This window comes from Pandoraea bronchicola (genome assembly GCF_902459805.1).
GTDB lineage: Bacteria > Pseudomonadota > Gammaproteobacteria > Burkholderiales > Burkholderiaceae > Pandoraea > Pandoraea bronchicola.
The window spans coordinates 201,992-226,583 of record NZ_CABPST010000008.1; the positions used below are offsets into that span (position 1 = coordinate 201,992).

A 24,592-nucleotide genomic window follows, 5' to 3' on the forward strand; every position below is an offset into this window, starting at 1 on the left:
GCTGGCGCACGGCTCGAATGTCCGGTCTGGCAGGAAAAGCGACGAACATTCGGGATAGCCGTGTCGGTGCGATGCACGGATAATGGCGATCCCGTTTGTCTTTTTTGCGGTGTTATCCGACCGCACATTTCCCCATGTCCCAAACGATTGCCATTCTTACCGGCGCATCCCGTGGTCTCGGCGCGGCGCTGGCCCGCGGCCTGCTCGCTCCCGGCACCCATCTCGTGACGCTGGCACGTCGCACGGACGACGACCTCGCGGCGCTCGCGAGCGCGCAGGGCGTCACGCTCGAACAAGTCGCGGTCGATCTGGCCGATACCCAGGCAACCGCGCAGGTCGCTGAGCGCATCTTCGCCGCGCTGCCGCGAAATGCCGGCCGCTACTTGCTGATCAACAACGCTGGCACGGTCAATCCGGTCGCCAATAGCGCGGCCCTGACGGACCCGGCTGCCATCGGCGCGGCATTCGCGCTGAATGTGACCTCCGTCATGCTGCTCACGGCGCGTTTTCTCTGCGCCACGCAGGGGCTGGCCGCCAAGCGGCAGATTGTGAACATCTCGTCGGGTGCGGGCCGCAATCCGAACGCCGGCTGGGCGGTTTACTGCTCGACCAAGGCGGCACTGGACATGTATACGCGAGTGGTGAACGCCGAACATCGCGAACACGGTGTGCAAGCGGTGTCGCTGGCGCCTGGCGTGGTCGATACGGGCATGCAGGAAACGATTCGCAGCAGCGACGCGCAGAGCTTCCCGGCGCTGGCGCGGTTTCAGGAACTCAAGGCAAGCGGCAAGCTCTCGTCGCCGGAAGATGTGGCGCGCCGCATTCTGGCGCTCACAGCGCGTGACGATTTTGGTCAGACCGAAATCGACGACATCCGTCACTACGCCTGATTCGGGTCGCAGACGGCAAACGTTCGCCGTCATCGCGCGGCGCGCGAATGCCGAAAAAAATGCACCGGCCCGCGTGCTGGCGGCCGGTGCGGTCCTGTTACGGCGGACGTCGGTGCGACGTGCCGCTTACTGCTCGGTGCTGGTGATGAAAACGCTGCCGTTGCGTTCCGGTGCGTACAGAATCAGCGTTGGCGTGTGAATGTCGAAGGCGCGTTCACAAGCTTCCCCGTACGAATCGAACTGCACGGCCCAGGCACCGTTGCGGACATAGCAATGCGTGATGGTGTCGGTACGCCGGTCAAACTCCTGGCCGAGAAACACGCCCTGCGTGTAACACCAGACGACGAACCCGTGAAAGTCCGCCTGCTCCGGTGCGCGAAAGACGCGCCAGCGGGCGTCGTCCCGCCCCACCTGACGCGCCGTCGCGCCCGCTGCCCAACGCTCGAATCCATCGTGTCGTTTGCGTTGCTCCATGTCGTCGTACCCCCTTGGGTGAACCGCCCTCCGGGTGCCGAGATTCGACATCCCCGGGCGCGTTTTCATAGTCGGAATTTGTTCCTGGCATTTCTATCAGGCAATTCCGAAATACGGCAGGGAATTTCTCCAAAGGGGGCAGGACGCACGTCGTCAATCGTAGTGAATCGCCAGCCAGACGGTGGTTTCGCCTTGTGCCGTCCATTCCACACGATGACGCCTGTGGGCGGCAATCGTGACCGCGTCACCCGGGCTCAGCACGAGCGTCTGGCCGGGGGTGTCGGCGAACGCCAGGCCCGCGCCACCCGTGAGCAACACAACCCACTCATGCTGTGGCTGGTCGTACCAGAAGCCCGCGGGCGACGCCTGTCCGGTCGAGACAATGCGCTCGACTCGCATTCCCGGTCGGGCAAATAGCGTGTCGAACTGCTCGGCGGCCTTCGGGTCGGGCTGCGAGGGCAGGCCGGCAAACAAGTTGGTGACGGGCAGCGGAGGCGTATCCATACGTAATAAGCGGTCTCTTTTCGGCGGGGATAGAAAGCATACCCGCACGGCTTTCGCACTCAATCATCCAGATTTTCGTGCACGGCGGCGTCACCGCGTCGCCAATAGGCTGCTGCCTTCACCCATTTCGGATTGAGTCCGCGAGTGTCGACGAGATGGCGGCGTACGGTTTTTGCCACGCCCGCTTCGGCCGCAACCCACACGTGCACGTCACCGCTGGGTAGCGTGGCGACCTGAAGGGCGTCGATCAAGGCGGTGCTTTCGCCGGCAGGCGTGCCGTCGCGGTAGATCCATTCCACCACGACGTCGGCGTCGCTCACGAAGCGCAGGCGATCGGCCGGACTGTCGACTTCCGCGAAGACGAACACCAGTGCGCCCGCGGGAAGTTCGGCCAGACGCCGCGAAATTGCCGGCAGCGCCGTATCGTCGCCGATGAGCACGTAGCCATCGAAATTCATGGGAATGATGAACGAGCCGCGCGGACCGCCCACGCCGATGCGCTCACCCGGCTTGGCCGAGCGTGCCCACTGCGTGGCCGGGCCGGATTCATGCAACGCGAAATCGATCACGAGCGTATTCGATGCCGCATCGTATTGACGCGGCGTGTAGTCGCGCATCAGCCGCGGTGCGTCGCCCGGCGCCGGCTTGGCCACGCCCTCGGCACCGATCTGCGGCAGCGCCAGCTCGCCGGTCTCCGGGTTGGGGAAGAACAGTTTGACGTGATCGTCGAAGCCGGGGCTGGTGAAGCCCTCGAGGTCGTCGCCACCCAGCGTCACGCGCAGCATGTGCGGCGTGAGCGACTCGACGCTGCGTACTTCGAGCAGGCGCATGCGAAGTTCGTGGCGCACCCGTTGCGGTGTGCGCTCGGGGACGGCGTTCGGTGTGGCGTTGTCTTGCATCAGAGTCGCTCCAGTTGTTGCGCGGCCGCGTCGAGAATCGCGGCAAACGCGTTGGCTTGTTCGGTCGTGAGCGGTTCGCCGCCCAGACGCAGATGCACGGCATATTTGAAGTTGTGTAACGCGCGCATGACCTGCGGCGGCATGTCTTCCGAACGCTCGCGGCGTGTTGCCAGCCGTGCGAGCAATTCCGTGACCGAGTCTTCGTTCTCGGCCAGATACTCGCGGCCGGTGTCAGTGATCTCGTAAGACTTGCGCTGGCTCTCGCCCGTGCTTTCCTGCACACGGATGTAGCCCATTTCTTCCAGCAGCGTGAGCGTCGGATAGACCACGCCCGCGCTGGGGCTGTACGTTCCGTTCACGCTCTCTTCGATCGCTTTGATGAGTTCGTAACCGTGACGCGGTTGTTGTGCAATCAGATGCAGCAGTACGAGCCGCAAGCCGCCGTGACTGAAGAGGCGGCCGCCACCGCGCCCGCCTCGGCCGCCACGCTCACCCCGAGTGTCTTCGCCGCGTCCGAAACGGCTGTCACCATAGCCTTCGCCACCGCCGCGCCGTCCATGGCGCGCACCGCGCCGCTCGTCGCCAAAATCCATTTTGTCCAGGTCCAACGGACCTCGGCCCATGAAATCGCCACGTGATCCACGCATGATGCGACTCCCTATCGATGTTGTTAAGACATGTTTACGATATATCTAAATTGCATCGAAAGCAAAATTATTTATGCGAAGACCTTGCGAGGTGTGGGGGAATGACTGCGGGGAAGGGGGTTGCTGCGCGTTGCTAAAGTGAGGCGGTCGTGCCGAAGCTATATCGAAATGCGCATTTCGATATGCCGATGCGATATCCGGCGGGGCGGCGGAGCCTGCCGTGGCGATCCGCATAACGTGCAAGAAATGCTGGCGGCGCTCACTCCAGTTTTGGCAGATCGGTATCGAGCCACTTGCGATATAGCTTGTTCAATTCGCCATTTGCCGTATTGCGTGTGACGAAGTCGTTGACCGCCGCCAGCAACTCCGGCTGATTGGGACGCATCGCAATGCCCATTGCCTGTTGCAACAAATTGAACTTCGGTTCGAACTGGCCCGGCGCGCGTTGACGAATCGCATTCGCGACTGTCACCGAGCAGCCGATAGCGTCGACCTGCCCGGTGAGCAGCGCCTGCATGGCGGACGCATCGTCGTCGAAACGCCGGATCTCGGTGCCTTCGGGCGCCGACTTCGTAATGGCCATGTCTTGCGTGCTCGCGCGCGCAACGCTGACACGCACGCCTTTCAGATCGGCGGCGGACTTGATGGCGGCCCCTGTTTTGCCGAGCAGCAAGATGGTCGCGGCGGCGTACGGCTTGGAGAACTGGACCTGTTTGGCGCGCTCTGGCGTGATCGCAAGCGACGCGACGAGAACATCGACTTTCCCGCTGAGCAGATAGGGGATCCGGTTCGGTCCTGTCACCGGCATGATGTTGAGCTTCACTCCCAGATCTTTGGCCAGCAGTTTTGCGACGTCGGCGTCGTAGCCATCCGGCTGCGCTTGAGCATTCGTCGTGCCGTACGGCGGAAAGTCGATGAGCATGCCGACATTGAGCGTGCCCTTCTTCTTGATACCGGCAACGGTTTGCGCGTGGACAGGTGTAGAAAACAGCGACAGGGTGCTGGTCAGCAGACCGCCGAGGGTGCCGCCGAGCGATCCGACGAACGCGGCCGGCATGGCGGCAACGCCGAGCGTGGCGAGAAAGCCGCGACGGGAACCGATGCCCACGCTATTCGGGGCGGTTCGCCGGCTGGCCGGATGCGACGGCATTTGTCGAGCTTGCACAGGGTGACGCGACAACTTGCGAGTCATGCTGGGTCTCCTCACGCGGCGAAGACACTGCCGAAAGTCGCCAGCTGGTGGTGCAAGGCATGCGCTCGCCGCTGGCCGACGGCTGTCCCCGAGCGATGTTAGCGGGCGGCACAAGACACGTCCACTCCGCACAAACCCCAGCGAAAACCCGGAATTCTGGACGATCGGCGCAAGTTCGGCGAGGTGCTGAGGATGACGAAATCAGTCGCTCACTGCGCACGAACGGAAAACGAGGCAAAAAAAACGGTGCCGGAAACCGGCACCGTGTTCAGGCTTTGCCTGCCAGATCTTCGCAATTCACGCTGCTGTGGATGCCACAACGGCGTGAGTGCAAGACTTACTGGGCAGCGTCCTTGACCTTCTTCAGCGGGCGAACCTTCACGCGCACCGAAGCCGGCTTTGCCGGGAACCAGCGCTCTTGACCCGTGAACGGGTCCTTGCCGAAACGCTTCGCCTTGGCGGCGATTTGTTGCGACGTGACCTTGAACAGGCCATGCAGCGTGAATTCGCCAGCACCCTTCTTGTGCAGCGAGCTGATGATGGTGTTCTCGAGCGCGGCCAGCACTGCCTTCACTTCCTTTACGGCGACAGCCGATTGTTCGGCGAGGTGCGCTGCGAGCTGGGTCTTGTTGAGCGCGTCCTTGATCGGCGAAACCTTGCCGCTGGCGGCTGCCTTCGGAGCGGCCTTCGGAGCTGCCTTGGGAGCGGCCTTCGGGGCTGCCTTTTTCGCTACCGGAGCCTTCTTCGCTGCCGGAGCTTTTTTCGCCACAGGGGCCTTCTTTGCTGCTGCTTTCTTTGCCGTTGCCATATCGATCCAATCGATGAGAATAAGAAAGTGCCGTCGGAGAACGGCCACCCGAATGATACGTCTTGCTGCGCCGACGATTCTACCTAAGAAATCGCTTTGTGAGAGTAGTGCGCGAATTATGTTGCGTGCTTGCCGCACAAGGCTGAGCGGCGATCGCACTGCATTTCGATTCGTTTCGTTCGCAACGTGATGATTCGTCTTCGGCGCAGCGAATTTTCGGCGCGATTTTTTCGCGTCTTTCGCCGCGTTTTTTTACGCAATTTTTGTACGCGTGCGATGCATCATCGCGAACCTCAATGGCGCCTAAACCCTTAGAAACGCTGCATTTCACACGTTTCGCAGCGGCCATCGCCATTGCACCAGGCGTCGGTGAGGGTCGTGCCGTCGGCGCCAAAAGTGATGTTGTGCTTCGCGCCGTAGCTCCCCGCGAGTTGCAAACGATCGCCAGCAAGCGTGCCCTGCACGGTGGTGTGAATGTTCGGTTCGACGTCGTCGACACTGCCGGTGACTTGTGCACCGTTGAGCGCGAGCGCCATCAGTCGTGTCATCGGCGAGCCCCAAAAACCCCACCACGGAGGGGCGTTCGTGCACAGACCGCGCCAGCGTCCCGACGGATTCACCACGCGCAACGGGGCCGGTGCGCTTGCCTGTGCGGCAGCGCCGGGCGCCATTGGCGGCGTAACGAGGGTCGTGCCTGCGGGCGGCGGCGCATCGATTGCCGCCACATCGCGCGCGACTTCCGGTGAGCCGGCACTCGTAGTATTCACCGCGTTTAACCCTGCCTTGTCGCCAATGGTGCTCGGCAATGGTGCGCCAGGCTGCGGTGTCGAAGCCGCAATGGCTGCGTTTTGCGACGCGGCAGCGGGCAGCGCGTAGGCGTTGCTGGCCGGTGGCTGCGCTGGGGCGGCAGGCGCAGCGCTGAACGTGCCTGGCGCACCGTCCACACGCGCCATGTCGGACGGCAGGCCATCGTTCGGCACCGGTGCCGAGGCTGCTGCACACACGTGGCACGACATGTGAGAGAGGCTGCTGCGCGTCAGCGCACGCGTGGCATAGAGACGCTGCCCCCCCTGAGCGCCGTCGCGCAGAATCGTGACGTAAGGCGTGTCGTCGAGCTGATAGTCGACTTTTGCGCACGAGGGCGCGTCGGTTTGCAGCATGACGTCAGCAGAAAAAGCGCCGTTGACGGCCCGTATCGGGATCACCGACACCGATGCCGAACAGTCGGCAATAATCTGCGCGCAGTTACACGCGGTGACCGGCGTGCGCGACGCGCCACCGGATTGCGCCTGCGCGTGCCCGGCCAAGCCGAGCATGCCCGCGACGAGCCATCCCGTCGCAACCCTCAAAGCACTGAAACCCCGCATGATGTTTCCCCGAATGTGGCGGCATAACCTATGCCGCGGATAGTCGATCAAAAGACGTCGGCTGACAAGCGCCGAAAACAGCGAAAAACAGGGGGAAACGGGGCCTCTATGGCGTATCGCATGCCATCGCAGCGTCACGCAATTATGAGATTTCGCCCGTATCCCGGTATCGATAGCGCGTTCTACACTCATGGATATTGGCCCCTCATTCAACGAGCCACTGCCCATTGGCTTCTGGAGACATGCATGCTTGTCGATCGCACGAATGCCCCCGGCCGTTCCGATTTTCCCCTTCCCAGCGACCCTCCGACGTTCCCTACGCCTGCCGCGAATCGCGTGCTTGCGATGCTCGCGACCCTCTTCTTCGCGATGGGGCTCATTACGTCGCTGAACGATATTCTGGTGCCTCACTTCAAGGCGGCATTCGCGCTGACGTATCGCGACGCGGCGCTCATCCAGTCCAGCTTCTTCGCCGCATATTTCGTGGTGTCCTACCCGGCGGGGCAATACACCGCGCGCGTCGGTTATCGACGGGCGCTGGTCAGTTCGCTGTGGCTCGCTGGCCTAGGATGCGCGCTGTTTTTCCCTGCGGCAGCGCTCACGTCCTACGCCTGTTTTCTTGCTGCGCTCTTCGTGCTGGCGAGCGGCATCACCTTGCTGCAAGTCGCGGTGAACGCCTATGTCGAGACATTGGGCTCGCGTGGCGCGGCGGCAAGCCGCCTCACGCTCGTGCAAGCGTTCAACTCGCTGGGAACGACCGTTGGGCCACCGCTCGCCGCGCTCTGGATCCTTGCGCCGCAGGCAACGAACGCGACCGGCCACGCCGTTGACAGCGTACGAGGCCCTTATGGGTTACTCGCAGCCGTGCTCGCCGCGGGCGGCGTGGTGATCTGGCGGCTGACACTGCCTGAGCCACGTACCAGTGACGCTTCGCGCCCGGGCTTGCTCGGTAACGTACGTAGCTTGATGGCACACCGTCCTTTGCGTTACGGCATCGTGGCGCTATTTCTTTATGTTGGGGCGGAAGTCAGTCTCGGCAGCTTCCTGATTGTCTACCTGACACAAACGGGCACGGGCATTCTCGACCACGCGCAGGCGAGCCGTTATCTGGCGTTTTATTGGGGCGGGGCGATGGTGGGGAGATTCGCTGGGGCGTGGCTGCTGCGCAAGGTGTCGCCGGGGCGGTTGTTGAGCCTGTGTGCGATGTACAACCTGACGCTGACTCTTGCGTCGTTGGTGCTGCCCGCACCGTTGGCCATGTGGTTATTACTGGCGTGCGGTCTGGGCAACGCGATCATGTTTCCGACGATTTTCTCGCTGTCGGTGGGAGGCCTTGGTGCGCGCGTGAGCGAGGGGGGCGGGTTGATCTGCATGGCGATTGTCGGCGGCGCGGTGTTGCCGTACTTGCAAGGGGCGCTGGCGGACGGCATCGGAATCGTGCTGTCGTTCCTCGTGCCGGCGGTGGCCTATAGCTACATCGCGGGGTTCGGTGCATGGTGCGCACGCACCATGCCTGAGGCTGCGTCCGATCCCGTCGCCCGCGATGAGACACCGGCCACGCACGCGAACATGGGCGGCCCGTCGAAAACGCGCGATCAGCCCGGTTTGCCGAACGTGTAGCGTCCGAAGATAAACAGCACGTTGCCGTTGCCTTTGCCGCCGGGCACATAGGCGGTCGAGACGGATGCGCGCCCCACGCCGATTTCCGCGAGGGGCAGCGCACCGGGGAAGGGCACGCCGCCAAGCGTGTCGGAACGCGACATCAGAAAGACGGTGTAGCCGAGACCGAATCGGACAGGGCCCGCATTCGCGACGTTCCAGATTCGTCCGTAGCCCGCCATCGGCGACCAGTCGTTGTGCGAATCCTTGAACGCCATTGCGTAGAGCATGCGCGAGCCGTTCTTGCCATCGGACAACACGCGCCCGTAGCCGAGCCCCCAAGGGTTTTCGTTGTACTGCGCGATCTTTTCGCTCGTGTACGCGAAGCGCAAGTGATGCGTATGCAGTGGCACGTAAAGATCGCTTGCCCCCTGCGTCGCCACGTCGCGAAGTTCATCGACGATGGCGCCGGTCCAGGTTGAGATGCCGCCTGGGGCATCGTCGGCCTGTGCCGCGAGTGGTGACAGGCATATCAGTGCAGTGCCGAGTGCCGCGAGCGAGCGGCGGCAAGGGCGCTGCGAAATCCGGGAAGGTGAGGCAAGCGGTGCGAGTCGAATCGGTAGCGCGAGCCGCCCGGTGAGTTGGGGGTTCGTAGGCATGGTTGAGTGCGATCATTTTGCGAGAAACCTGTCGATGGCAAGCGTCGACATCGTGCGGACGAATCGGGCGAGACGGACATCGGCGTTATCGCCACGGTATCGCGCGCCCGGCATTCACGTCTCTAGACCCACTGTCTGTCGCAAAAGTTCGAAGTGCCGTCGATTTGCGCGAATGCCCATTGCCGGGGCACGGGTTGACCGAACCTGCTGCGCGGCAAAGATATCCTTTTGCATCAACGAGATATCAGGGATATCGACGTGTTATTCACCGGGTTGTGAACATTTTCTGTGGATAACACGGCCACATACAGGGACGCTCGTACATGCCTTGCACCGCGCATCCACCGGCAATCAACACGACCCAGCGCGGGCGCAGCAAATGCGCGCTGCATTTTTTCGCCGTCCGATCAATAACTTGAGTCGTCTATCCGCGAGTTGTCCACTGGCTTGCAAACAGATTCTGTGGATAACCATCCCGCTTGTGATCCCACACCTCGCCTTGTTTTGCAGCACATGGCACAACTTTCGCGCTCGGCGATTCTTCCCTGTCGAATCAGCGGCTTGCCATGCTTTTCCGCAAGTTATCAACGGGCTTGTGAACAAAAAATGTGGATAAGCAGCGACTTTTGGAAATCCCAATATGTGGGATTGTATTTTACATATTGACATTTTAGTTGCCGCGGAATTACGATGCGCCTCATACCGGTGGACGGACACGTTCAGGAGACGACAGTGACGGAACGACGCAAACAGAAAGTGGCGATCATTGGCTCGGGCAACATCGGCACCGACCTGATGATCAAGGTGATGCGCAACAGTGAGCATCTGGAAATGGGCGCGATGGTCGGCATCGATCCGGCTTCGGATGGATTGGCACGCGCGCAGCGGCTGGGTGTGCCGGTGACGGCTGGCGGCATCGACGGTCTGCTCGCGATGCCGGGCTTCGAAGACATTCGCATCGCGTTCGACGCCACGTCGGCCAAGGCGCACGCGCATCACAACGAGCTGTTGCAAGCGCGCGGCGTGCAGGTGATCGATCTGACGCCTGCGGCCATCGGCCCGTACGTGATTCCGTCGATCAACCTCGACGCGCATCTGGATGCCCGCAACATCAACATGGTGACGTGCGGCGGTCAGGCGACCATTCCGATGGTCGCGGCCATCTCGCAAGTGGCGAAGGTGCATTACGCGGAGATCGTCGCGTCGATCTCGAGCAAATCGGCGGGCCCCGGCACGCGCGCGAACATCGACGAGTTCACCGAAACGACGTCGAAGGCGATTGAAGTGCTGGGGGGCGCATCGCGCGGCAAGGCGATCATCGTGCTGAATCCGGCCGAGCCGCCGCTCATCATGCGCGACACCGTGTTCGTGCTGTCTGAGCCGGGCGATCAGGCCGCCATCGAAGCCAGCATTCAGGCGATGGTCGACAAGGTGCACGCCTATGTGCCGGGCTACCGTCTCAAGCAGCAGGTGCAGTTCGAGTTGTTCGACGCGTCGCGTCCGCTCAACGTGCCGGGCCTGGGCAAACTTACCGGCCTGAAGACCTCGGTCTTCCTCGAAGTGGAAGGTGCCGCGCACTATCTGCCGGCCTATGCGGGCAATCTCGACATCATGACCAGCGCTGCGCTGGCCTGCGCCGACCGTATCGCCGCCACCCGCCTGGCGCTTGCCGCTTGAACGTCGCACGCGCTATCAGGAGACACACCTCATCATGACGCAGAAAAAGCTCTATATCTCCGACGTGACGCTGCGCGACGGCAGCCACGCGATTCGTCACCAGTACAGCGTCGCCAACGTGAAGGCGATTGCCGCTGCGCTTGACGCCGCACGCGTCGATTCCATCGAAGTGGCGCACGGCGACGGCCTCGCCGGTTCGAGCTTCAACTATGGTTTCGGCGCACATACCGATCTCGAGTGGATCGCCGCCGTGGCCGAGACCGTCAAGCACGCCAAGGTTGCCACGCTGCTGCTGCCGGGCGTGGGCACCGTGCACGACCTGCGCGCAGCCTACGATGCCGGCGCTCGCGTGGTCCGTATCGCGACGCATTGCACGGAGGCCGACGTCTCCCGTCAGCACATTGCCTACGCACGCGAGCTGGGCATGGATACGGTCGGCTTCCTGATGATGAGCCACATGACCACGCCGCAGCATCTTGCCGAGCAGGCCAAGCTGATGGAGTCATACGGCGCGACCTGCATCTATGTGGTGGATTCCGGCGGCGCACTGGGCATGAACGACGTGCGTGAGCGCTTCCGTGCATTCAAGGATGTGCTCAAGCCCGAGACGCTCACCGGCATGCACGCGCACCACAACCTGAGCCTCGGCGTGGCGAACTCCATCGTTGCGGTGGAAGAGGGCTGCGATCGCATCGACGCGAGTCTCGCGGGCATGGGCGCGGGTGCGGGCAATGCGCCGCTGGAAGTGTTCATCGCGGCCGCATCGCGTCTGGGTTGGAACCACGGCTGCGATCTGTACACGTTGATGGATGCGGCTGACGACATCGTGCGTCCGCTGCAAGACCGCGCCGTGCGCGTGGATCGTGAGACGTTGGCACTCGGCTATGCCGGTGTGTACTCGAGCTTCCTGCGTCATGCAGAAGCGGCGGCAGCGCGCTACGACCTCAAGACTGTCGATATTCTCGTTGAGCTGGGCCAGCGTCGTATGGTGGGCGGTCAGGAGGACATGATCGTCGACGTCGCGCTCGATCTGCTCAAGCGTCGCGCGGCATAACGTACTTAAGTAATGACGTACTGACGTATTGGCATCGCCGACGCGGCAACGAAGCCGGCCCTTCCACGGAAGGGCCGTTTTTCTTTTTGCGCCGGCCGACGATATGGATCAGCGTCCGTTGCCGGACCAGCCGAGTTGACGGCTGATCTTTGCGGCGGCGTCTTTGACTCGCGGCACGAGTTCCTGCATGCGCTCGCGGCTCATATACTTGGTCGTGCTCGAGATGCTGATGGCGGCCACGATATGCTGGCTTGCGTCATACACCGGCGCCGCCACGCAGCGTATCTGCGGCGTGTCGTCTTCCAGATCGAAGGCGCAACCCAGGCGGGCATAGTCATGCATGCGTGCGAGCCATGCTTGCGTGTCAACCGGATGCGAGGGCACTTGCGTCTGGTAGTGCTCGAGCTGCGCCTGCCACGCGTCTTCGTCCTGATCGAGCAGCAGCGCTTTGCCCACGCCGGTCACGCAGATCGGCTTGCGCCCGCCGATACGCGAACTGATTTCCACGGCGCGCTGCCCAGGCAACTTGTCGAGGTACATCACCTCCCAGCCATCGGCGACGGCCAGATGCACGGTGTCCTGCGTCTCGCTCGCCAGCAGTTCCAGCGTTGGCCGGGCGATGCGCGGCAAGTCGATCTGGCGATACGCGAGAAACCCCAGCTCGATGAGCTTGTTGCCCAGCCGATAGCCGCGGCGCGGCTCAAACCGCAGATACCCCGCGTGAACGAGCGCCGAGGCAATGCGGTGCGTCGTCGACGGCGTGATGCCGGTGTGTGCCGAGAGGGCCGGCACGGTGTCGATGCCGGCGGCGACGGCTTCCACGATATCGAGGCCGCGGAAGAGGGTCTGACTGGCAAGTGTGCGGGGGCGATCGGCCTCCGGGGACTTCGGCTTCGCCATCAGGCCCCCCCGAGCGCGAGCAGGCGCTCGTAGACGTAACACTTGAGTGCGACGTAATGCGAGGGTTCCAGCACCGGCAATTCGATGCCGTGAAGATGACTGCCGTCGTCGCCCTGTTGAACGCCGCGAATCGTGCCGGTGGCTTCGATAGGCATGTCGATATCGCCAACGCGCACGCGAAACGCCAGTTGCATGCTGTCGCCGGGCACCCCGAGCGGCGTGTCGGCCAGCAGCGAGACCCCCTCGGCGCTCACGTCCTGAAGCAAGGCGAGGTGACGCGCCTCGCCCATGCTGACCGAGACGACCAGCTTCGCGGGCACGCGCTGCGAACGGCGCAGCACCTTGCGGCGAATCTGTGCGGGTGCCGAAAGAATGACGTATTCGAACGGCACTCGCTCGACCCGCTCGACCGTGCACACGAAGTGATAGATGTCTTCGCCGGAGAACGTCCATAGTTCGAGCCGCTCGCTCGCCTGCAGGGTGGGGGGCGCGGCGCGGCCCGTCGGCGCGGTAACGAAGAGCATCTGATTCGGCGCATGACCGATCACGCGCGTGCGCACCCGCTGCGATCCGGCTCCCGGTGGCAACTGAATCTGCAGCCAATCGCCGGGGCGCAAATTGAGGTCGGTGAGTGCGTACTGCGGTTGGGTCGCGCTGGCGGTGGATGCTGCTGTGTCCGTGTCCGACGGCAAAGTGGCGGCAACGTCGGGCGGTGCGGCTTCGTCTGCGCCGAGATTGGCGACCCGGTGTGGCTCGAAGGAGGTGAAGAGCCAGTCGCGCCCGGCCTGCGAGGGGACGATGTCGCCTTCGGCAAGCAGCGGTTCGCCGTTTCGATCGACGATGGCCCAGGGCAGGGCTTCACCTAGCGGGATCTCGTCCCGCGTGAGCGGGACGAGGGGAAGCGGGGTGGCGGGTGCCGCAGGCGCTTGAGAGGGGGTAGTGGACATAGGGGCTTGGTGCGCGCGGCAGGCGCGCTCGCGTTTGTGCGTAGAAATGTTGTGGACCATTGGCCGGCTGGCACGGTTGGCGTCGGCACACCGGCTTCGCGGCAATGCCAGCGAAGTGGGTACTCGCCAGAGCGTGCGGGCAGGACCGCAGACGTCCGGTGTGGCGAAAGTCTACCGCGCCGCATCGACACTTGGCGAGGGGGGGCATTCCTTGGCTTGTGCAAACTGCGTAAGTGGGCGCTCGCTGGGGAGCGGCTGCGCGTCACGTCCGTTATCGTCGAGACCGGATTGCCGGGGCTGGCGTGCGTGCCCGCTCGACGGGGCGCCACGCGTTCGGTGTTGTCTGCCTATAGTCGACGGTTTGCCGGCGCGCCCGGCGACGACCATGTGGGGGGAAGCGATGTGGTACCAGCAATGTGCAGGCGCAAGCGGTGGTAACGTCGACAGGCGCACGACACCGGACATCGAGTTGGCGAGGATGCACGAGACGCCGGCGCAGCATCGCGCCGGGCAAAACGGGCTTGGCGAAGGTCTCGAGCGCACGGCCAACGCAGCCCGCCATGCAAGACGCAATGGGATCGACGCATCGCATCGCGTCGATCCTGAGCTTGCGCGCGCGTTTGCCAGGGCGTGGGCGGGATTGTGGGTGACGACCGGGCCGTGCCAGCACTTCTACCGCAAGGAGTTCGATCTGGCGCACAAGCGAGATGCGCGTCTGGCAAGCAATCTGGCGCAGGTCGAAGCGATGTTGGCGCCCACTCCCGGTGAGGACGCTCACTCGCCAACCGGCTTCGCCGTCGAGCAGGTGCACCACGATATTGCGCAATGGCTCGAAACGGTCGCCGCAACGGGGGCGCGCGGCTGGTACTTCCGCGGCGCGCGCGACGCCCTGTCGCTCGTGGGCAATCTGTCGTTGCTGGCGATCATTGCCGCTTGCTTTCATCAGCAGCGAGCCCTTGAGGACGATGGCCCACAAGGCACCATTCGCGGCGCCACGGTAGCGAACACCCCCTTCGGGGTGCCGTGGGCCGACTGGACGTTGCTGGCGTTCGAGGGGGCGAAGGGGGTGATCACGCAGTCGCTTGGTTCGCCGACGCTGATTCGCCATCACGCGGTTGACGAAGTGCTCAAACGCATGGATGCAGGATGCCGGCTGTTGGAGGCGTGTGTCACGATGCCGGCGCCTGCGGTGCCAACGTCGTGGCGTAGCGCGTTGGGCTCGCTTACGCGGGCTCGCGACGTGGCAACGCTGTTCACATTTGCCAATACGGCGATACCACCTGCGCGATTAGGGCTCTGGTTACCGTCGTGGTTCGCGAATCCGCCGGGCGAGATCAACGGCTATCGAGGCATCTTGCGTGTTGCGGGTCTCATGCTCGATTCCTGCCGTGCCGTGACGAGCCTGCTGGGCACATGGGCGCGCAACGCGGCGTTCACCATCGATGCGCAAGGCTTGACGCATCGGTGGCAGTTACTGTGCACGCGGCTCGCGGACGTGCCTGCCGATGATCAGGCAGCGGTGCTGCGCCGCGTCGCGTGCATGACGCAGCTCTCCACGCACTGCGACACGCCACTACTGGCGAAGATCGCATCGCATGACGCGTTACGCGAGCACTTACTCGCATCGGGCGAGTCGTTGACGGCAAGCGAGATTGCTCGCGCGTGCGAGCAGTTCGATACGACGTGCCATGCGTCATGTGTCGAGGGCACAAGCTATCTGAGCCTGAACCCGGCAGAGAGCCCGTGGGGCCATCGCTGGACGGGCGACGCATGGACGTGGGGCAGCGCAACGCCAGCGCGCGCGTCGTACCGGTTATTGCTGCTGTACCAGCACTGGAGTTCGGCATTGCTGGAGCGGGCGGTGTCGTCGTCCTGCATGGGCGCGGCACAGAACACCGAGCCACGGCAGAACGATCCGGCGGGTGTGGCGCGTACCCGATCAGGCGTGGTGCATGTCGATGTGGAGTCGACACCGGTCTGAATACGTGCGGCGGCGCAACGCGCTGCCGCTGAAACTCACCCAGAGCCGGGGTATGCCGTCAGATCAGACTGCGCTGGGCTCGTTGGCAGATGCGACGGGTGGCGTCGGCGGTGTCGCCCGCGCACCATTGCGCGCAGAGGTTGCGCACCCAGGCGGGCTGATCCTTGGCGGCATCGTTGAGCCAGTTGGCTACGGAGTCCTGCACGTAGGGGGATGGATCGGCGCGCAATGGGCAGAGGATGGGCAGCGCCTGCTCGGGCTGGCGCTTGAGGGCTGGGATGTGGGCACACCACACGCCGCGCGGACGCAGCGCCTCGCTGGCAAAACGGCGCAGGCGCTCCGATGGCTCGGCCGTCCATTGCGCCAAATGAGCGATGGCAGCATCGAGCGTTTGTGTCAGATGCGGGCGCACAGCCATCCATGCCCATTCGCGCACACCGAAGTGCGAGTCATCGGCAAGCGGACGGATAGCGGCCAGACGAGCCGACAAATCCTGCGCGGGCAGCGCCCCGATCATGAAGCAGGCCCAGCCCCGCACCATGTCTGCGTCATGCACCTGACATTGCGCGATGCCTGTCTCACCCAACGCGTCGAGCAGTATCGCGCCGATATGGGTCATGCGCTTGAGAACGCCTAGCTTGCAGGCAGCGTCGACGGCTTGGCGTGTCGGGGCGGACAGATCAGGGAAAACCGCTCGCACTAGCGTGGCCTGATCGAGTGCCATGCATTCGGCCAGCGTGGCGCACTGAATTTCGCCGTGCGACAAAGCACGCAGCACGTCAGCGGGAATGTCTGAGGCGCGGGTCGCGCCTTTACGGATAGCGGCATGACTCATGACGCTTGACTTGTAAGATTGCCCGCCACCTTGTTCAGCAGCGCTGCCAGTTGCGTGCGTTCCGTGGAGCCGAGATTGCCGAACAGGCTCGCGATCCAGCGGCCATGCTGCTCGACCACGGTTTTTGCAATCCGCTTGCCCTTGCGAGTGAGCCTCACGCGCAGGGCACGGCGGTCGTTGGCGTCGGCGTGGCGGGCGATCAGTGCTTCGCGCTCCAGACCGTCGAGCAGCCCGGTCACAGTGGCGCGAGTTACGCCGGCCTTCTCGGCCAGCGTGTTCGGCGCCAGTCCGTCAGCGGCTGCATCAAGCAGAAACAGCAACACGAAGCGTCCTTCGGACAGGCCGTGAGGTGCCAGCAGCGCGGCACAGTTGCGGTCGATGCCTGCCGCCAGCGAAAGCGTCTGAAAGCACAGCCGGATGCCTTCCACGTCGGGCACATTGCGCTGCTCAGCCTCTCGAATCAGCGCCAGATACTTCTGTTCCAGTTTCATTTTAATAGCCGCCATATAGTATGGTGGCTAATTATATAGGAGGGCGCGCATTTTGGATATCCGCGATCTTGCTTGTGTCCTATCGGCAGCGGCGCCTGCGTGTCGATCCGATGCGGATGGCACAACATAGCCGTGTGCATGAATTGTTCGTCGAAAGCCGTAGTTCAGCGGGTAGCCGCAGCATCATGGGAATGATGCGTGAGCAAGGCATTGCTATCGGGCGGTTTAAGGTCAGTCGTTCAATGGCAGAGCTCGGGCTGATCTGTAAGCAGCCAGGCAGCCATGCCTGCAAGCGAGCTACCATCGAACGCGTGCACATTTCGAATCGCCTGAATCGGCAGTTCGTTGTGGGGGCGCCTGATCGAGTCTGGTGCGGTGACATCACGTACGTCCGGGCTCAGGGCCGATGGCATTACCTGGCCGCAGTCCTGGACCTGTTCACGCGCCGCGTCGTCGGCTGGGCGTTCTCGACGCGTCCCGACGCTGATCTGTTGGTTCAGGCGCTGGACATGGCCAATGAACAGCGCGGTCGTTCATAAGGGCTGCAATTCCACGCCGACCAGGGTGGCCAGTACGCCAGTCGAAAATTCCGGCAGCGGCTGTGGCGATACCGGATAGAGCAAAGCATGAGCAGGCGTGGAACTGCTGAGCGTCAACTCGCCAATGGAGCGCCGGTTCCGAAGCCTGAAAACGGAATGGGTGCCGAACGTGGGTTACATGACGGCACCACAAGCTCACTGCGATATCAGCCATTACCCGATGCAACGGTACAACTGGATATGGCCGCATCAGTTCAATGACGGACTGGCACCCGCGGTTGCGGAAGAAAAACTTAACGCAGTGTCCGGGATGGGTTGACCACGGCACACTTCAACGGTTCGCTTTCACCGCTCACCAATTCGTCTCGCGCTCCGGCGTCGCCGTGATCTTGTGAATCGAGAGGTCGGCGCCGTAGTACTCCTGTTCGTCGTCAAGCCGCAGACCGACGCTGCGTTTGATAACGCCATACACGACGTAGCCCCCGGCGAAGGCGATGGCCACGCCCATCACCGTTCCGACGACTTGCGCGACGAAGCTCACGCCGCCCAATCCGCCGAGCGCTGTCTGGCCGAAGATGCCTGCCGCCAGGCCCCCCCAAATGCCGCATACCCCGTGCAGCGGCCAGACGCCGAGCACGTCGTCGATGCGCAGGCGGTTCTGCGTCACCGTGAAGAGCCACACGAAAAGACCGCCCGCGACGGCACCCACGACGAGCGCACCGAGCGGATGCATGACGTCCGAACCGGCACACACGGCGACCAGTCCCGCGAGCGGGCCGTTGTGGATGAAGCCCGGATCGTCCTTGCCGACCCACATCGCCACGAGAGTGCCCCCGACCATCGCCATCAGCGAGTTGACGGCGACCAGTCCCGAGATGCCACCCACGCGCTGCGCGCTCATCACGTTGAAACCGAACCAGCCGACGATCAGGATCCAGGCGCCAAGCGCAAGAAAGGGGATCGACGACGGCGGGTGCGCAGCAACTTGCCCCTGCCCGTTGTACCGTCCCCTGCGCGCGCCCAGATGCAGCACCGCCGCCAGTCCGATCCACCCGCCGACCGCGTGTACGACAACCGAGCCCGCGAAATCGTGGAACGGGGCGCCGAATACACGCGTGAGCCAGTCCTGAATGCCAAGATGCCCGTTCCACGCAATGCCTTCGAAGAACGGATAGATCACGCCGACGAGGAAGAACGTCGCCACAGACTGCGGGTGAAACTTCGCGCGTTCGGCGATGCCGCCCGAGACGATGGCAGGAATCGCGGCAGCGAACGTCAAAAGGAAGAAGAAGCGGATCAGCGCGTAGCCGTTATGTTCGGATAACACCGTGGCACTCGACCAGAAGTCGACGCCGTACGCGAGTGGATAGCCGATGAAGAAGTAAGCGAGTCCCGAGACGGCGAAGTCGGTCAAGATCTTGACGAGGGCGTTGACCTGATTCTTTTTACGAACGGTGCCGAGCTCGAGAAACGCAAAGCCGGCGTGCATGGCAAGCACCAGGATTGCGCCGAGCAGAAGGAACAGCACGTCGCCGGGTGTATTGGAATTGGGCATGAATGTGCTCTTTTGGTGCAAACATGAAGAAGAAAGAAGATAAGCAAGAGCGATGCCAGACTTTTTCAGGCATTTGATTTCTATCGATGTTTTGTCTGGTGAAGTGAGAAGTGCCTCCCCGCATTGCACGCTCATGGTGCTGTGACGCTGCCGGATGATCAAAGCCCGTGCATAGGGAGAAGGGCCGTCGCTGGAAAAATGCTGAAAGGGTGGCTGGCGTCACAGGCGATGCGTCGCACGAATGCGCGGTATAGAATCGGGCGTTCTCGCGGCACCGTACTCACACGTCCGGCGTCGACGATCCCGCTCAACCGGCGGCGTCATCGTGCGACGACAACAAGATCGACATAAGCACCTTCACGTACAAACCACTGAGGAAATCCGATGATCTTTGAAATTGCCCAGATCGAAGTGAAGCCCGGCACTGAAGCCGCGTTCGAACAAGGGGTGGCGAAGGCCGCACCGCTGTTCAAGGGCTCGAAGGGCTGCCACGGCATGCGTCTGCTCAAGTCCATCGAGCAACCGACTCACTACAGCCTCGTCGTGACGTGGGAAACGCTCGAAGACCACACCGTTCACTTCCGCAACTCCGACGCCTTCCAGCAATGGCGTGCGCTCGTGAGCGATTGCTTCGCGGCACCGCCGAACGTGAGCCACGTTACGGAAGCGCTGATCGGTTTCTGATCACCACGCGCACCGCGTAACGACGCAGCCAAGCCGGCGGTGGCGGAGCCAGTCTCCCCACCGCCGTTGTCATTCATGGGATGGGAGGATAAGGGTTAACTCGGTGATGCGCGTCGAAAGTTTTCATATAACATGCAAACCAGAAAAGCATGAGATGACGCGAGAGGATGACGACCAAGCCCAAGACCCTGACCGAGCAGGTCGCGCAACAGTTGCAAGACGCGATCCGGCAGGGCATCTACCCCGTCGGCACCAAGTTGCCGACCGGCAAGCAGCTATCCGAGACGTATGGTGTGAGTCAGGCCGTGATCCGCGAGGTGACGGAGCGTCTGCGCTCGCAGGGGCTGATCGACAGCCGGCAGGGCGCGGGCGTGACCGTGAAGGCGCGCACGCCATCGAGCGGTTTTCAGGTCCCGGTCGGGCAGGACGCGGCTGATCTGGCCAGCGTCTATGAGTTGCGCCTCGATCTGGAAAGCACCGCTGCGGCGCTCGCTGCTGTTCGACATACCGACGAGGACATTCGCCGGCTTGCCGAAATCCTGGAGAAACTGGAAACGAATCTGTATCACGCGGAAAACGGTGTGGAGTACGACACCGCGTTCCATGCCGCAATTGCCCGTGCCACGCACAATCGCTACTACGCCGACCTCCTGCAGTATCTGAACCTGCAAATCCGGCAGGTCGTGCAGGCGGCGCGCACGAACACGCTGCGTCATGAAGGACTCGCCGCGCAGGTGCATCAGGAGCACGTGGCGGTGTTCAACGCCATCAAGGCGCGCGACCCGTTGCTCGCGCGCGCGGCGTCGCTTTCGCACCTGTTGCGTGCTTCGGCGCGTCTCGGGCTGACGCTGCCCGGGCGCGATGTCATTACAGGCGCCATTGCGCCGACCCGCGCCTGACGCATCGTCAGATGTCATCTTCCGCACCGTAACCCCCGACGCGTGACCTTATGACTATTACCGCTTTTGCTCAACGTCTCATCGACGCCATTGGTGCCGACAGCGTATTCACGTCTGCCGACGACCTGGCGCCCTGGCTGGCCGACTGGCGCGGCATGTACCGCGGCAACGCGCAGGCGGTCGTGCGTCCGCGTACGACGCAGGATGTCGCCAAGATTCTCGCGCTGTGCCAGAGCACGGCGACGCCGGTCGTGCCGCGCGGCGGCAATACAGGCCTGTGCGGCGGCGCGACACCCGATAGCGCCGCGCAGAACGTGGTGCTCAGTCTCGATCGCATGAACGCCGTGCGCAGTCTGGATACCATCGCCAACACGCTGGTCGCCGAGGCCGGCTGCATTCTCGAAGACCTGCAACGCGCGGCACGCGACGCGAATCGTCTGTTGCCGCTCAGTCTCGCCGCCGAAGGTTCGTGTCAGCTCGGCGGCAATCTGGCGACGAATGCCGGTGGCGTGAACGTCGTTCGCTACGGCATGACGCGCGAACTGGTACTCGGCGTGGAAGCGGTGCTGCCGAACGGCGAAATCCTGCATGGCCTGCGCACGCTGCGCAAAGACAACACAGGCTATGACCTCAAGCAGTTGTTGATCGGCTCGGAAGGCACGCTGGGCGTGATTACCGCTGCGGCGCTGCGTCTGTATGCGCCGACGCCCGTGCGTCAGGTCGTCATCGCCGCCGTGACGTCGCCCCGTCAGGCGCTGGAATTGTATGAGCTGCTGTTTGCGCAGTGCGGCCCGCGCATGCAGGCGTTCGAGTTCTTCACGGGCGAGTGCGTCGATCTCGTGATGGCACATGTGCCCGGCGTGCGTGCGCCGTTTGGCGAGCGTCACCCCGGTTATGTGCTGGTCGAACTGGCCGATACCGCCGACGAACAGGCGCTGGCAGCGTTGCTCGAACGCGTGATCGAAACGGCCATTGAGCGCGATCTGTGTGCGGATGCCGTGGTGTCGTCCACGCTCGGTCAGGTCGAAGCGATGTGGAAGTTGCGCGAGGAAATCTCCGAGGCGCAGCGGGCGGACGGCTTGCATCTCAAACACGACATCTCGTTGCCCATCGAAGCCATTCCGGAATTCATGACGAGCGCCGAGGCACGCGTGCGACGCGTATGCCCAGAGGTGCGGCCGTTCATCTTCGGGCACTTCGGCGACGGCAATCTGCATTACAACCTGTCGCGCCCGGCCGGTGAGGCGGCAGACTTCATGACGACGCATGGCGAGGCGATCACTGCCGAAGTGCTCGATGAAGTGGCGCGCTTTGGCGGCAGCATTAGCGCCGAGCATGGCATCGGGCAACTCAAGCGCGCGTACTTTGCGAAGTACAAGTCGCCGCTGGAGCTGCGTCTGATGCGCGAGATCAAGGCCGTCTTCGATCCGGCCGGCATCATGAACCCGGGCAAGCTGCTGTAAGCGCCTGCCTTCTGACGGGCACTGGCAGTTGCGGTGCCCGATCTGTTTTACCCTGGCGTGAGCCCGACGTTGCGACTGTCGCCCTCGCGCCTCCTGAGGAGTCGACATGACCGCAATCCCCGCCGCCGGAGCGCCGCTGTGCTTGGGCCCGCTTCCGGAGATCGATCCACCCGCCTTCGACGTGCCGTTCGGTGCCGTCGACACGCACGCGCACGTGGTTGCCGCGAGCGATGCCTACCCGATGGTGCCCGAGCGAAGCTACACACCGCCGCCCGCGCCAGAGGACAAATATCTCGCGATGCTCGACGCCACGGGCATGACCTATGGCGTGCTCGTGCAGATCAGCGTCTACGGCACGGACAACCGCTACATGCTCGAGACACTGCGCCGGCATCCCGAGCGTCTGCGCGGTATCGCGGTGGTCTCGCCTGACGTGACCGACGCCGAACTCGAAGCGATGCACGCGGCGGGCGTTCGCGGCTTGCGCATCAACGTGCTGTTCGGCGGCGGTATCGGTTTCGCGGCGATGGAATCGCTTGCGCACCGTATCAAGGATCTCGGCTGGCATATGCAGTTTCTGATGGACGTGAATGCATTGCCCGAACTCATGCCGCGCATGACGAAGCTGCCGGTGCCGGGCATCGTCGATCACATGGGACACACGCCGGTTGCGCAGGGGCTTGAAGCGCCGGGCTTCTCTGCGCTGCGCGCCCTCGTTCGCGATCACGGGTACTGGGTCAAGCTCTCGGGAGCCTATCGCATCAGCGAGCGTTTCCCGACGTTCGACGACGTCACGCCCTTTGCGCAAGCGCTGATCGAAGACGCGCCCGATCGCATGGTCTGGGGCAGCGATTGGCCGCATGTGTCGCTCACGCGCATGCCGAATACCGGCGCGCTGCGCAACCTGCTGCCGCAGTGGGCGCCCGACGCCGACACGCGCCGCCGCATTCTGGTGGACAACCCGGCGCGTCTGTATGGGTTCCCTGCATCGGTTTGACGATGAACTGGCGTTCACGGCTTTGCAGGCCGGTGCGCAACCCCCTGAGGCATTGGCGTTTTCGTCACTGATTTTCACCCTTTCCGGGCGCATATCGCGCTCTTGAAGTTCAGTAGTTATAAGAGGAGGAGGCAAGATGATTTGGTATCGCCAGATGAACAAGACCGAGCGGCGCACCTTTATTGCGGCATTCGGCGGCTGGGCGCTCGACGCGCTCGACTTCATGGTGTTCACCTTCGTGATCACGACGCTGATCACCGTGTTCAGTATCGACAAGGCGCAGGCCGGCATGCTGGCCACCATTACGCTATTGTTCTCGGCCATCGGCGGCTGGGTGGCCGGCGTGCTGGCCGACCGCTTCGGCCGTGTCCGCATCTTGCAAGCGACGATTCTCTGGTTCTCCGTCTGCACGGTCCTGATCGGCTTTGCGCAGAACTTCGAGCAGATCTTTGTGCTGCGCGCGTTGCAGGGGCTGGGCTTCGGTGGTGAATGGGCGGTCGGCTCGGTGCTCATGGGCGAGATCGTGCGCACCGAATACCGCGGCCGCGCCGTCGGTACGGTGCAAAGCGGCTGGGCCATCGGCTGGGCGGTGGCGGCGCTGTGCTACACGGCGTCGTTTTCGCTGTTGCCGGAGGAGTACGCCTGGCGCGCGTTGTTCTGGATTGGCGTGATCCCGGCACTGTTCGTGCTCTTCATTCGTAAGAATGTGCCCGAGCCAGAGCTGTTCGAGCGCACGCGCAAGCAGGAGGCGACTGCGGCCAAGCGGACTTCAGCGTGGGCGATCTTCTCGCCGTCGCTCATCAAGACCACGGCGCTCTCGGCGCTGCTGTGCACCGGCGTTCAGGGCGGGTACTACGCCGTGACGACGTGGCTGCCGACGTTCCTGAAGACCGAGCGTCATCTTTCGGTCATTGGCACGGGCGGATATTTGCTCGTGATCATTCTGGGGTCGTTCATCGGCTATCTGACGGGAGCGTATCTGACCGACCGTCTGGGGCGCCGCGCCAACCTGCTGATCTTCGCCGTGCTGTCGGGGGTGAGCATCTACGCTTATACGCAGTTCCAACTGAGCAATGATCAGATGTTGATCCTCGGCTTCCCGCTGGGTTTCGCGGCGTCGGGCATTTTCAGTGGGATGGGCGCTTATCTGACCGAGCTGTTTCCCTCGGCTGTGCGTGCCAACGGGCAAGGCTTCGCGTATAACTTCGGGCGCGGCATCGGCGCGCTGTTTCCGAGTCTGGTCGGTTATCTGGCCAAGACCAGCGGTCTTGGAACGGCCATCGGCATGTTTGCCGGTGGTGCCTATCTTGTCGTACTGATCACCGCGTTCTTGTTGCCTGAGACGAAGGGGCGCGAGATCGAGTAAGTTCGTATTTTTCCAGGGGGCGAGTGCCGTCGAGACGGCCTGCCCCCCGGATTTTCTGAGTTTAGGGAAAGGGAGTTCCGCATGAAGGTCCTTGTACCGGTCAAACGGGTAGTGGATTACAACGTAAAAGTTCGCGTGAAGAGCGACGGGAGTGGTGTCGACATT

General features: G+C 63.1%; 23 protein-coding genes and 2 pseudogenes. 12 read left to right on the forward strand and 13 right to left on the reverse strand.

Translation table 11 applies throughout. The annotated features are described in order from the left end of the window. Nucleotides 1-134: 134 nt before the first annotated feature. Nucleotides 135-890: an SDR family oxidoreductase gene (locus PBR20603_RS16015; RefSeq protein ID WP_150560499.1), complete on the forward strand. Its 756-nt coding sequence runs from the start codon at nucleotides 135-137 to the stop codon at nucleotides 888-890. Between the two features lie 126 nt (nucleotides 891-1,016). Here the strand turns inward: PBR20603_RS16015 and PBR20603_RS16020 are convergent, their stop codons facing one another. The 7 genes from PBR20603_RS16020 to PBR20603_RS16050 form a co-directional block, all read right to left on the reverse strand. Beyond that, entirely contained in the window at nucleotides 1,017-1,364 is a 348-nt protein-coding gene (locus PBR20603_RS16020; RefSeq protein WP_150560500.1) for a hypothetical protein, read from the reverse strand. 153 nt (nucleotides 1,365-1,517) lie between these two features. Then, complete coding sequence (locus PBR20603_RS16025) at nucleotides 1,518-1,868, reverse strand: cupin domain-containing protein (protein WP_150560501.1); 351 nt, start codon at nucleotides 1,866-1,868, stop codon at nucleotides 1,518-1,520. Between the two features lie 59 nt (nucleotides 1,869-1,927). Beyond that, nucleotides 1,928-2,767, reverse strand: coding sequence for a siderophore-interacting protein (locus PBR20603_RS16030; protein ID WP_150560502.1), 840 nt, complete (start codon nucleotides 2,765-2,767; stop codon nucleotides 1,928-1,930). Further along, the gene (locus PBR20603_RS16035) at nucleotides 2,767-3,414 is read right to left on the reverse strand and encodes a PadR family transcriptional regulator (RefSeq protein WP_150560503.1); all 648 of its coding nucleotides are present in this window, start codon (nucleotides 3,412-3,414) and stop codon (nucleotides 2,767-2,769) included. Before PBR20603_RS16035 ends, PBR20603_RS16030 begins: the two co-directional genes overlap by 1 nt. A 259-nt stretch (nucleotides 3,415-3,673) precedes the next feature. After that, nucleotides 3,674-4,471 (reverse strand): transporter substrate-binding domain-containing protein, encoded by a 798-nt coding sequence (locus tag PBR20603_RS16040; RefSeq protein ID WP_150560539.1) that lies wholly within the window; start codon nucleotides 4,469-4,471, stop codon nucleotides 3,674-3,676. Nucleotides 4,472-4,943: 472 nt separating this feature from the next. Further along, on the reverse strand, nucleotides 4,944-5,414 hold the full coding sequence (locus PBR20603_RS16045; RefSeq protein WP_150560540.1) for an HU family DNA-binding protein: 471 nt from the start codon (nucleotides 5,412-5,414) through the stop codon (nucleotides 4,944-4,946). 311 nt (nucleotides 5,415-5,725) lie between these two features. After that, complete coding sequence (locus PBR20603_RS16050; RefSeq protein ID WP_150560504.1) at nucleotides 5,726-6,781, reverse strand: hypothetical protein; 1,056 nt, start codon at nucleotides 6,779-6,781, stop codon at nucleotides 5,726-5,728. 246 nt (nucleotides 6,782-7,027) lie between these two features. Between PBR20603_RS16050 and PBR20603_RS16055 the strand changes: the two genes are divergently transcribed. Beyond that, nucleotides 7,028-8,401, forward strand: a complete 1,374-nt coding sequence (locus PBR20603_RS16055) for a sugar MFS transporter (protein ID WP_150560505.1) — start codon at nucleotides 7,028-7,030, stop codon at nucleotides 8,399-8,401. On the opposite strand, the gene pagP is transcribed toward PBR20603_RS16055, so the two are convergent. Further along, complete coding sequence (gene pagP, locus PBR20603_RS16060) at nucleotides 8,377-9,039, reverse strand: lipid IV(A) palmitoyltransferase PagP (RefSeq protein ID WP_150560506.1); 663 nt, start codon at nucleotides 9,037-9,039, stop codon at nucleotides 8,377-8,379. The genes PBR20603_RS16055 and pagP overlap by 25 nt on opposite strands. 690 nt (nucleotides 9,040-9,729) lie before the next feature. Here pagP and PBR20603_RS16065 point away from each other — a divergent pair. Both PBR20603_RS16065 and dmpG read left to right on the forward strand, forming a co-directional pair. Next, nucleotides 9,730-10,716 carry an acetaldehyde dehydrogenase (acetylating) gene (locus PBR20603_RS16065; RefSeq protein ID WP_174977945.1) on the forward strand — a complete coding sequence of 329 codons (987 nt, stop codon included), beginning with the start codon at nucleotides 9,730-9,732 and terminating at the stop codon, nucleotides 10,714-10,716. 34 nt (nucleotides 10,717-10,750) lie between these two features. Then, nucleotides 10,751-11,770 (forward strand): 4-hydroxy-2-oxovalerate aldolase, encoded by a 1,020-nt coding sequence (gene dmpG, locus PBR20603_RS16070; protein ID WP_150560508.1) that lies wholly within the window; start codon nucleotides 10,751-10,753, stop codon nucleotides 11,768-11,770. A 108-nt stretch (nucleotides 11,771-11,878) separates the two neighbouring features. Here dmpG and PBR20603_RS16075 read toward each other — a convergent pair whose 3' ends face one another. Beyond that, a complete protein-coding gene (locus PBR20603_RS16075) occupies nucleotides 11,879-12,670 on the reverse strand; it encodes an IclR family transcriptional regulator (protein WP_150560509.1) in 792 nt (263 codons plus the stop codon). After that, entirely contained in the window at nucleotides 12,670-13,617 is a 948-nt protein-coding gene (locus tag PBR20603_RS16080) for a flagellar brake protein (RefSeq protein ID WP_174977946.1), read from the reverse strand. Before PBR20603_RS16080 ends, PBR20603_RS16075 begins: the two co-directional genes overlap by 1 nt. A gap of 400 nt (nucleotides 13,618-14,017) precedes the next feature. On the opposite strand from PBR20603_RS16080, the gene PBR20603_RS16085 reads away from it, so the two are divergent. Then, nucleotides 14,018-15,598 (forward strand): hypothetical protein, encoded by a 1,581-nt coding sequence (locus tag PBR20603_RS16085; protein ID WP_150560511.1) that lies wholly within the window; start codon nucleotides 14,018-14,020, stop codon nucleotides 15,596-15,598. A 58-nt stretch (nucleotides 15,599-15,656) separates the two neighbouring features. Here PBR20603_RS16085 and PBR20603_RS16090 read toward each other — a convergent pair whose 3' ends face one another. Continuing rightward, a complete protein-coding gene (locus PBR20603_RS16090; protein ID WP_150560512.1) occupies nucleotides 15,657-16,433 on the reverse strand; it encodes a DNA alkylation repair protein in 777 nt (258 codons plus the stop codon). Further along, nucleotides 16,430-16,924 carry a MarR family winged helix-turn-helix transcriptional regulator gene (locus PBR20603_RS16095; RefSeq protein WP_150560513.1) on the reverse strand — a complete coding sequence of 165 codons (495 nt, stop codon included), beginning with the start codon at nucleotides 16,922-16,924 and terminating at the stop codon, nucleotides 16,430-16,432. The genes PBR20603_RS16090 and PBR20603_RS16095 overlap by 4 nt, the downstream gene beginning before the upstream one ends. Before the next feature lie 51 nt (nucleotides 16,925-16,975). Between PBR20603_RS16095 and PBR20603_RS24355 the strand changes: the two are divergent. After that, nucleotides 16,976-17,782, forward strand: a pseudogene (locus PBR20603_RS24355) (IS3 family transposase); the annotation flags it as partial. A gap of 33 nt (nucleotides 17,783-17,815) precedes the next feature. On the opposite strand, the gene PBR20603_RS16110 reads toward PBR20603_RS24355, so the two are convergent. Continuing rightward, entirely contained in the window at nucleotides 17,816-19,018 is a 1,203-nt protein-coding gene (locus tag PBR20603_RS16110) for an ammonium transporter (protein WP_150560516.1), read from the reverse strand. A 384-nt stretch (nucleotides 19,019-19,402) separates the two neighbouring features. On the opposite strand from PBR20603_RS16110, the gene PBR20603_RS16115 reads away from it, so the two are divergent. The 6 genes and pseudogenes from PBR20603_RS16115 to PBR20603_RS16140 form a co-directional block, all read left to right on the forward strand. Then, on the forward strand, nucleotides 19,403-19,702 hold the full coding sequence (locus PBR20603_RS16115) for an antibiotic biosynthesis monooxygenase family protein (RefSeq protein ID WP_150560517.1): 300 nt from the start codon (nucleotides 19,403-19,405) through the stop codon (nucleotides 19,700-19,702). A gap of 167 nt (nucleotides 19,703-19,869) precedes the next feature. After that, the gene (locus PBR20603_RS16120; RefSeq protein ID WP_150560518.1) at nucleotides 19,870-20,601 is read left to right on the forward strand and encodes a FadR/GntR family transcriptional regulator; all 732 of its coding nucleotides are present in this window, start codon (nucleotides 19,870-19,872) and stop codon (nucleotides 20,599-20,601) included. Nucleotides 20,602-20,651: 50 nt separating this feature from the next. Beyond that, complete coding sequence (locus PBR20603_RS16125; protein ID WP_150560519.1) at nucleotides 20,652-22,064, forward strand: FAD-binding oxidoreductase; 1,413 nt, start codon at nucleotides 20,652-20,654, stop codon at nucleotides 22,062-22,064. Between the two features lie 106 nt (nucleotides 22,065-22,170). Next, a complete protein-coding gene (locus PBR20603_RS16130) occupies nucleotides 22,171-23,061 on the forward strand; it encodes an amidohydrolase family protein (RefSeq protein ID WP_150560520.1) in 891 nt (296 codons plus the stop codon). 136 nt (nucleotides 23,062-23,197) lie between these two features. Beyond that, the gene (locus PBR20603_RS16135) at nucleotides 23,198-24,427 is read left to right on the forward strand and encodes an MFS transporter (RefSeq protein ID WP_150560521.1); all 1,230 of its coding nucleotides are present in this window, start codon (nucleotides 23,198-23,200) and stop codon (nucleotides 24,425-24,427) included. Nucleotides 24,428-24,508: 81 nt separating this feature from the next. Then, nucleotides 24,509-24,592 (forward strand): annotated as a pseudogene (locus PBR20603_RS16140) (electron transfer flavoprotein subunit beta/FixA family protein); the annotation flags it as partial.

What these genes read in the sequence shown, in the direction of transcription:
- PBR20603_RS16045 (WP_150560540.1), bottom strand. Translation starts at nt 5,414, where the DNA reads ATGGCAACGGCAAAGAAAGCAGCAGCAAAGAAGGCCCCTGTGGCGAAA.
- PBR20603_RS16055 (WP_150560505.1), top strand. Translation starts at nt 7,028, where the DNA reads ATGCTTGTCGATCGCACGAATGCCCCCGGCCGTTCCGATTTTCCCCTT.
- PBR20603_RS16020 (WP_150560500.1), bottom strand. Translation starts at nt 1,364, where the DNA reads ATGGAGCAACGCAAACGACACGATGGATTCGAGCGTTGGGCAGCGGGC.
- dmpG (WP_150560508.1), top strand. Translation starts at nt 10,751, where the DNA reads ATGACGCAGAAAAAGCTCTATATCTCCGACGTGACGCTGCGCGACGGC.
- PBR20603_RS16040 (WP_150560539.1), bottom strand. Translation starts at nt 4,471, where the DNA reads ATGCCGGCCGCGTTCGTCGGATCGCTCGGCGGCACCCTCGGCGGTCTG.
- PBR20603_RS16115 (WP_150560517.1), top strand. Translation starts at nt 19,403, where the DNA reads ATGATCTTTGAAATTGCCCAGATCGAAGTGAAGCCCGGCACTGAAGCC.
- PBR20603_RS16095 (WP_150560513.1), bottom strand. Translation starts at nt 16,924, where the DNA reads ATGAAACTGGAACAGAAGTATCTGGCGCTGATTCGAGAGGCTGAGCAG.
- PBR20603_RS16135 (WP_150560521.1), top strand. Translation starts at nt 23,198, where the DNA reads ATGATTTGGTATCGCCAGATGAACAAGACCGAGCGGCGCACCTTTATT.
- PBR20603_RS16090 (WP_150560512.1), bottom strand. Translation starts at nt 16,433, where the DNA reads ATGAGTCATGCCGCTATCCGTAAAGGCGCGACCCGCGCCTCAGACATT.
- PBR20603_RS16030 (WP_150560502.1), bottom strand. Translation starts at nt 2,767, where the DNA reads ATGCAAGACAACGCCACACCGAACGCCGTCCCCGAGCGCACACCGCAA.
- PBR20603_RS16015 (WP_150560499.1), top strand. Translation starts at nt 135, where the DNA reads ATGTCCCAAACGATTGCCATTCTTACCGGCGCATCCCGTGGTCTCGGC.
- pagP (WP_150560506.1), bottom strand. Translation starts at nt 9,039, where the DNA reads ATGCCTACGAACCCCCAACTCACCGGGCGGCTCGCGCTACCGATTCGA.
- PBR20603_RS16080 (WP_174977946.1), bottom strand. Translation starts at nt 13,617, where the DNA reads ATGTCCACTACCCCCTCTCAAGCGCCTGCGGCACCCGCCACCCCGCTT.
- PBR20603_RS16035 (WP_150560503.1), bottom strand. Translation starts at nt 3,414, where the DNA reads ATGCGTGGATCACGTGGCGATTTCATGGGCCGAGGTCCGTTGGACCTG.
- PBR20603_RS16025 (WP_150560501.1), bottom strand. Translation starts at nt 1,868, where the DNA reads ATGGATACGCCTCCGCTGCCCGTCACCAACTTGTTTGCCGGCCTGCCC.
- PBR20603_RS16130 (WP_150560520.1), top strand. Translation starts at nt 22,171, where the DNA reads ATGACCGCAATCCCCGCCGCCGGAGCGCCGCTGTGCTTGGGCCCGCTT.
- PBR20603_RS16085 (WP_150560511.1), top strand. Translation starts at nt 14,018, where the DNA reads ATGTGGTACCAGCAATGTGCAGGCGCAAGCGGTGGTAACGTCGACAGG.
- PBR20603_RS16125 (WP_150560519.1), top strand. Translation starts at nt 20,652, where the DNA reads ATGACTATTACCGCTTTTGCTCAACGTCTCATCGACGCCATTGGTGCC.
- PBR20603_RS16120 (WP_150560518.1), top strand. Translation starts at nt 19,870, where the DNA reads ATGACGACCAAGCCCAAGACCCTGACCGAGCAGGTCGCGCAACAGTTG.
- PBR20603_RS16050 (WP_150560504.1), bottom strand. Translation starts at nt 6,781, where the DNA reads ATGCGGGGTTTCAGTGCTTTGAGGGTTGCGACGGGATGGCTCGTCGCG.
- PBR20603_RS16110 (WP_150560516.1), bottom strand. Translation starts at nt 19,018, where the DNA reads ATGCCCAATTCCAATACACCCGGCGACGTGCTGTTCCTTCTGCTCGGC.
- PBR20603_RS16065 (WP_174977945.1), top strand. Translation starts at nt 9,730, where the DNA reads ATGCGCCTCATACCGGTGGACGGACACGTTCAGGAGACGACAGTGACG.
- PBR20603_RS16075 (WP_150560509.1), bottom strand. Translation starts at nt 12,670, where the DNA reads ATGGCGAAGCCGAAGTCCCCGGAGGCCGATCGCCCCCGCACACTTGCC.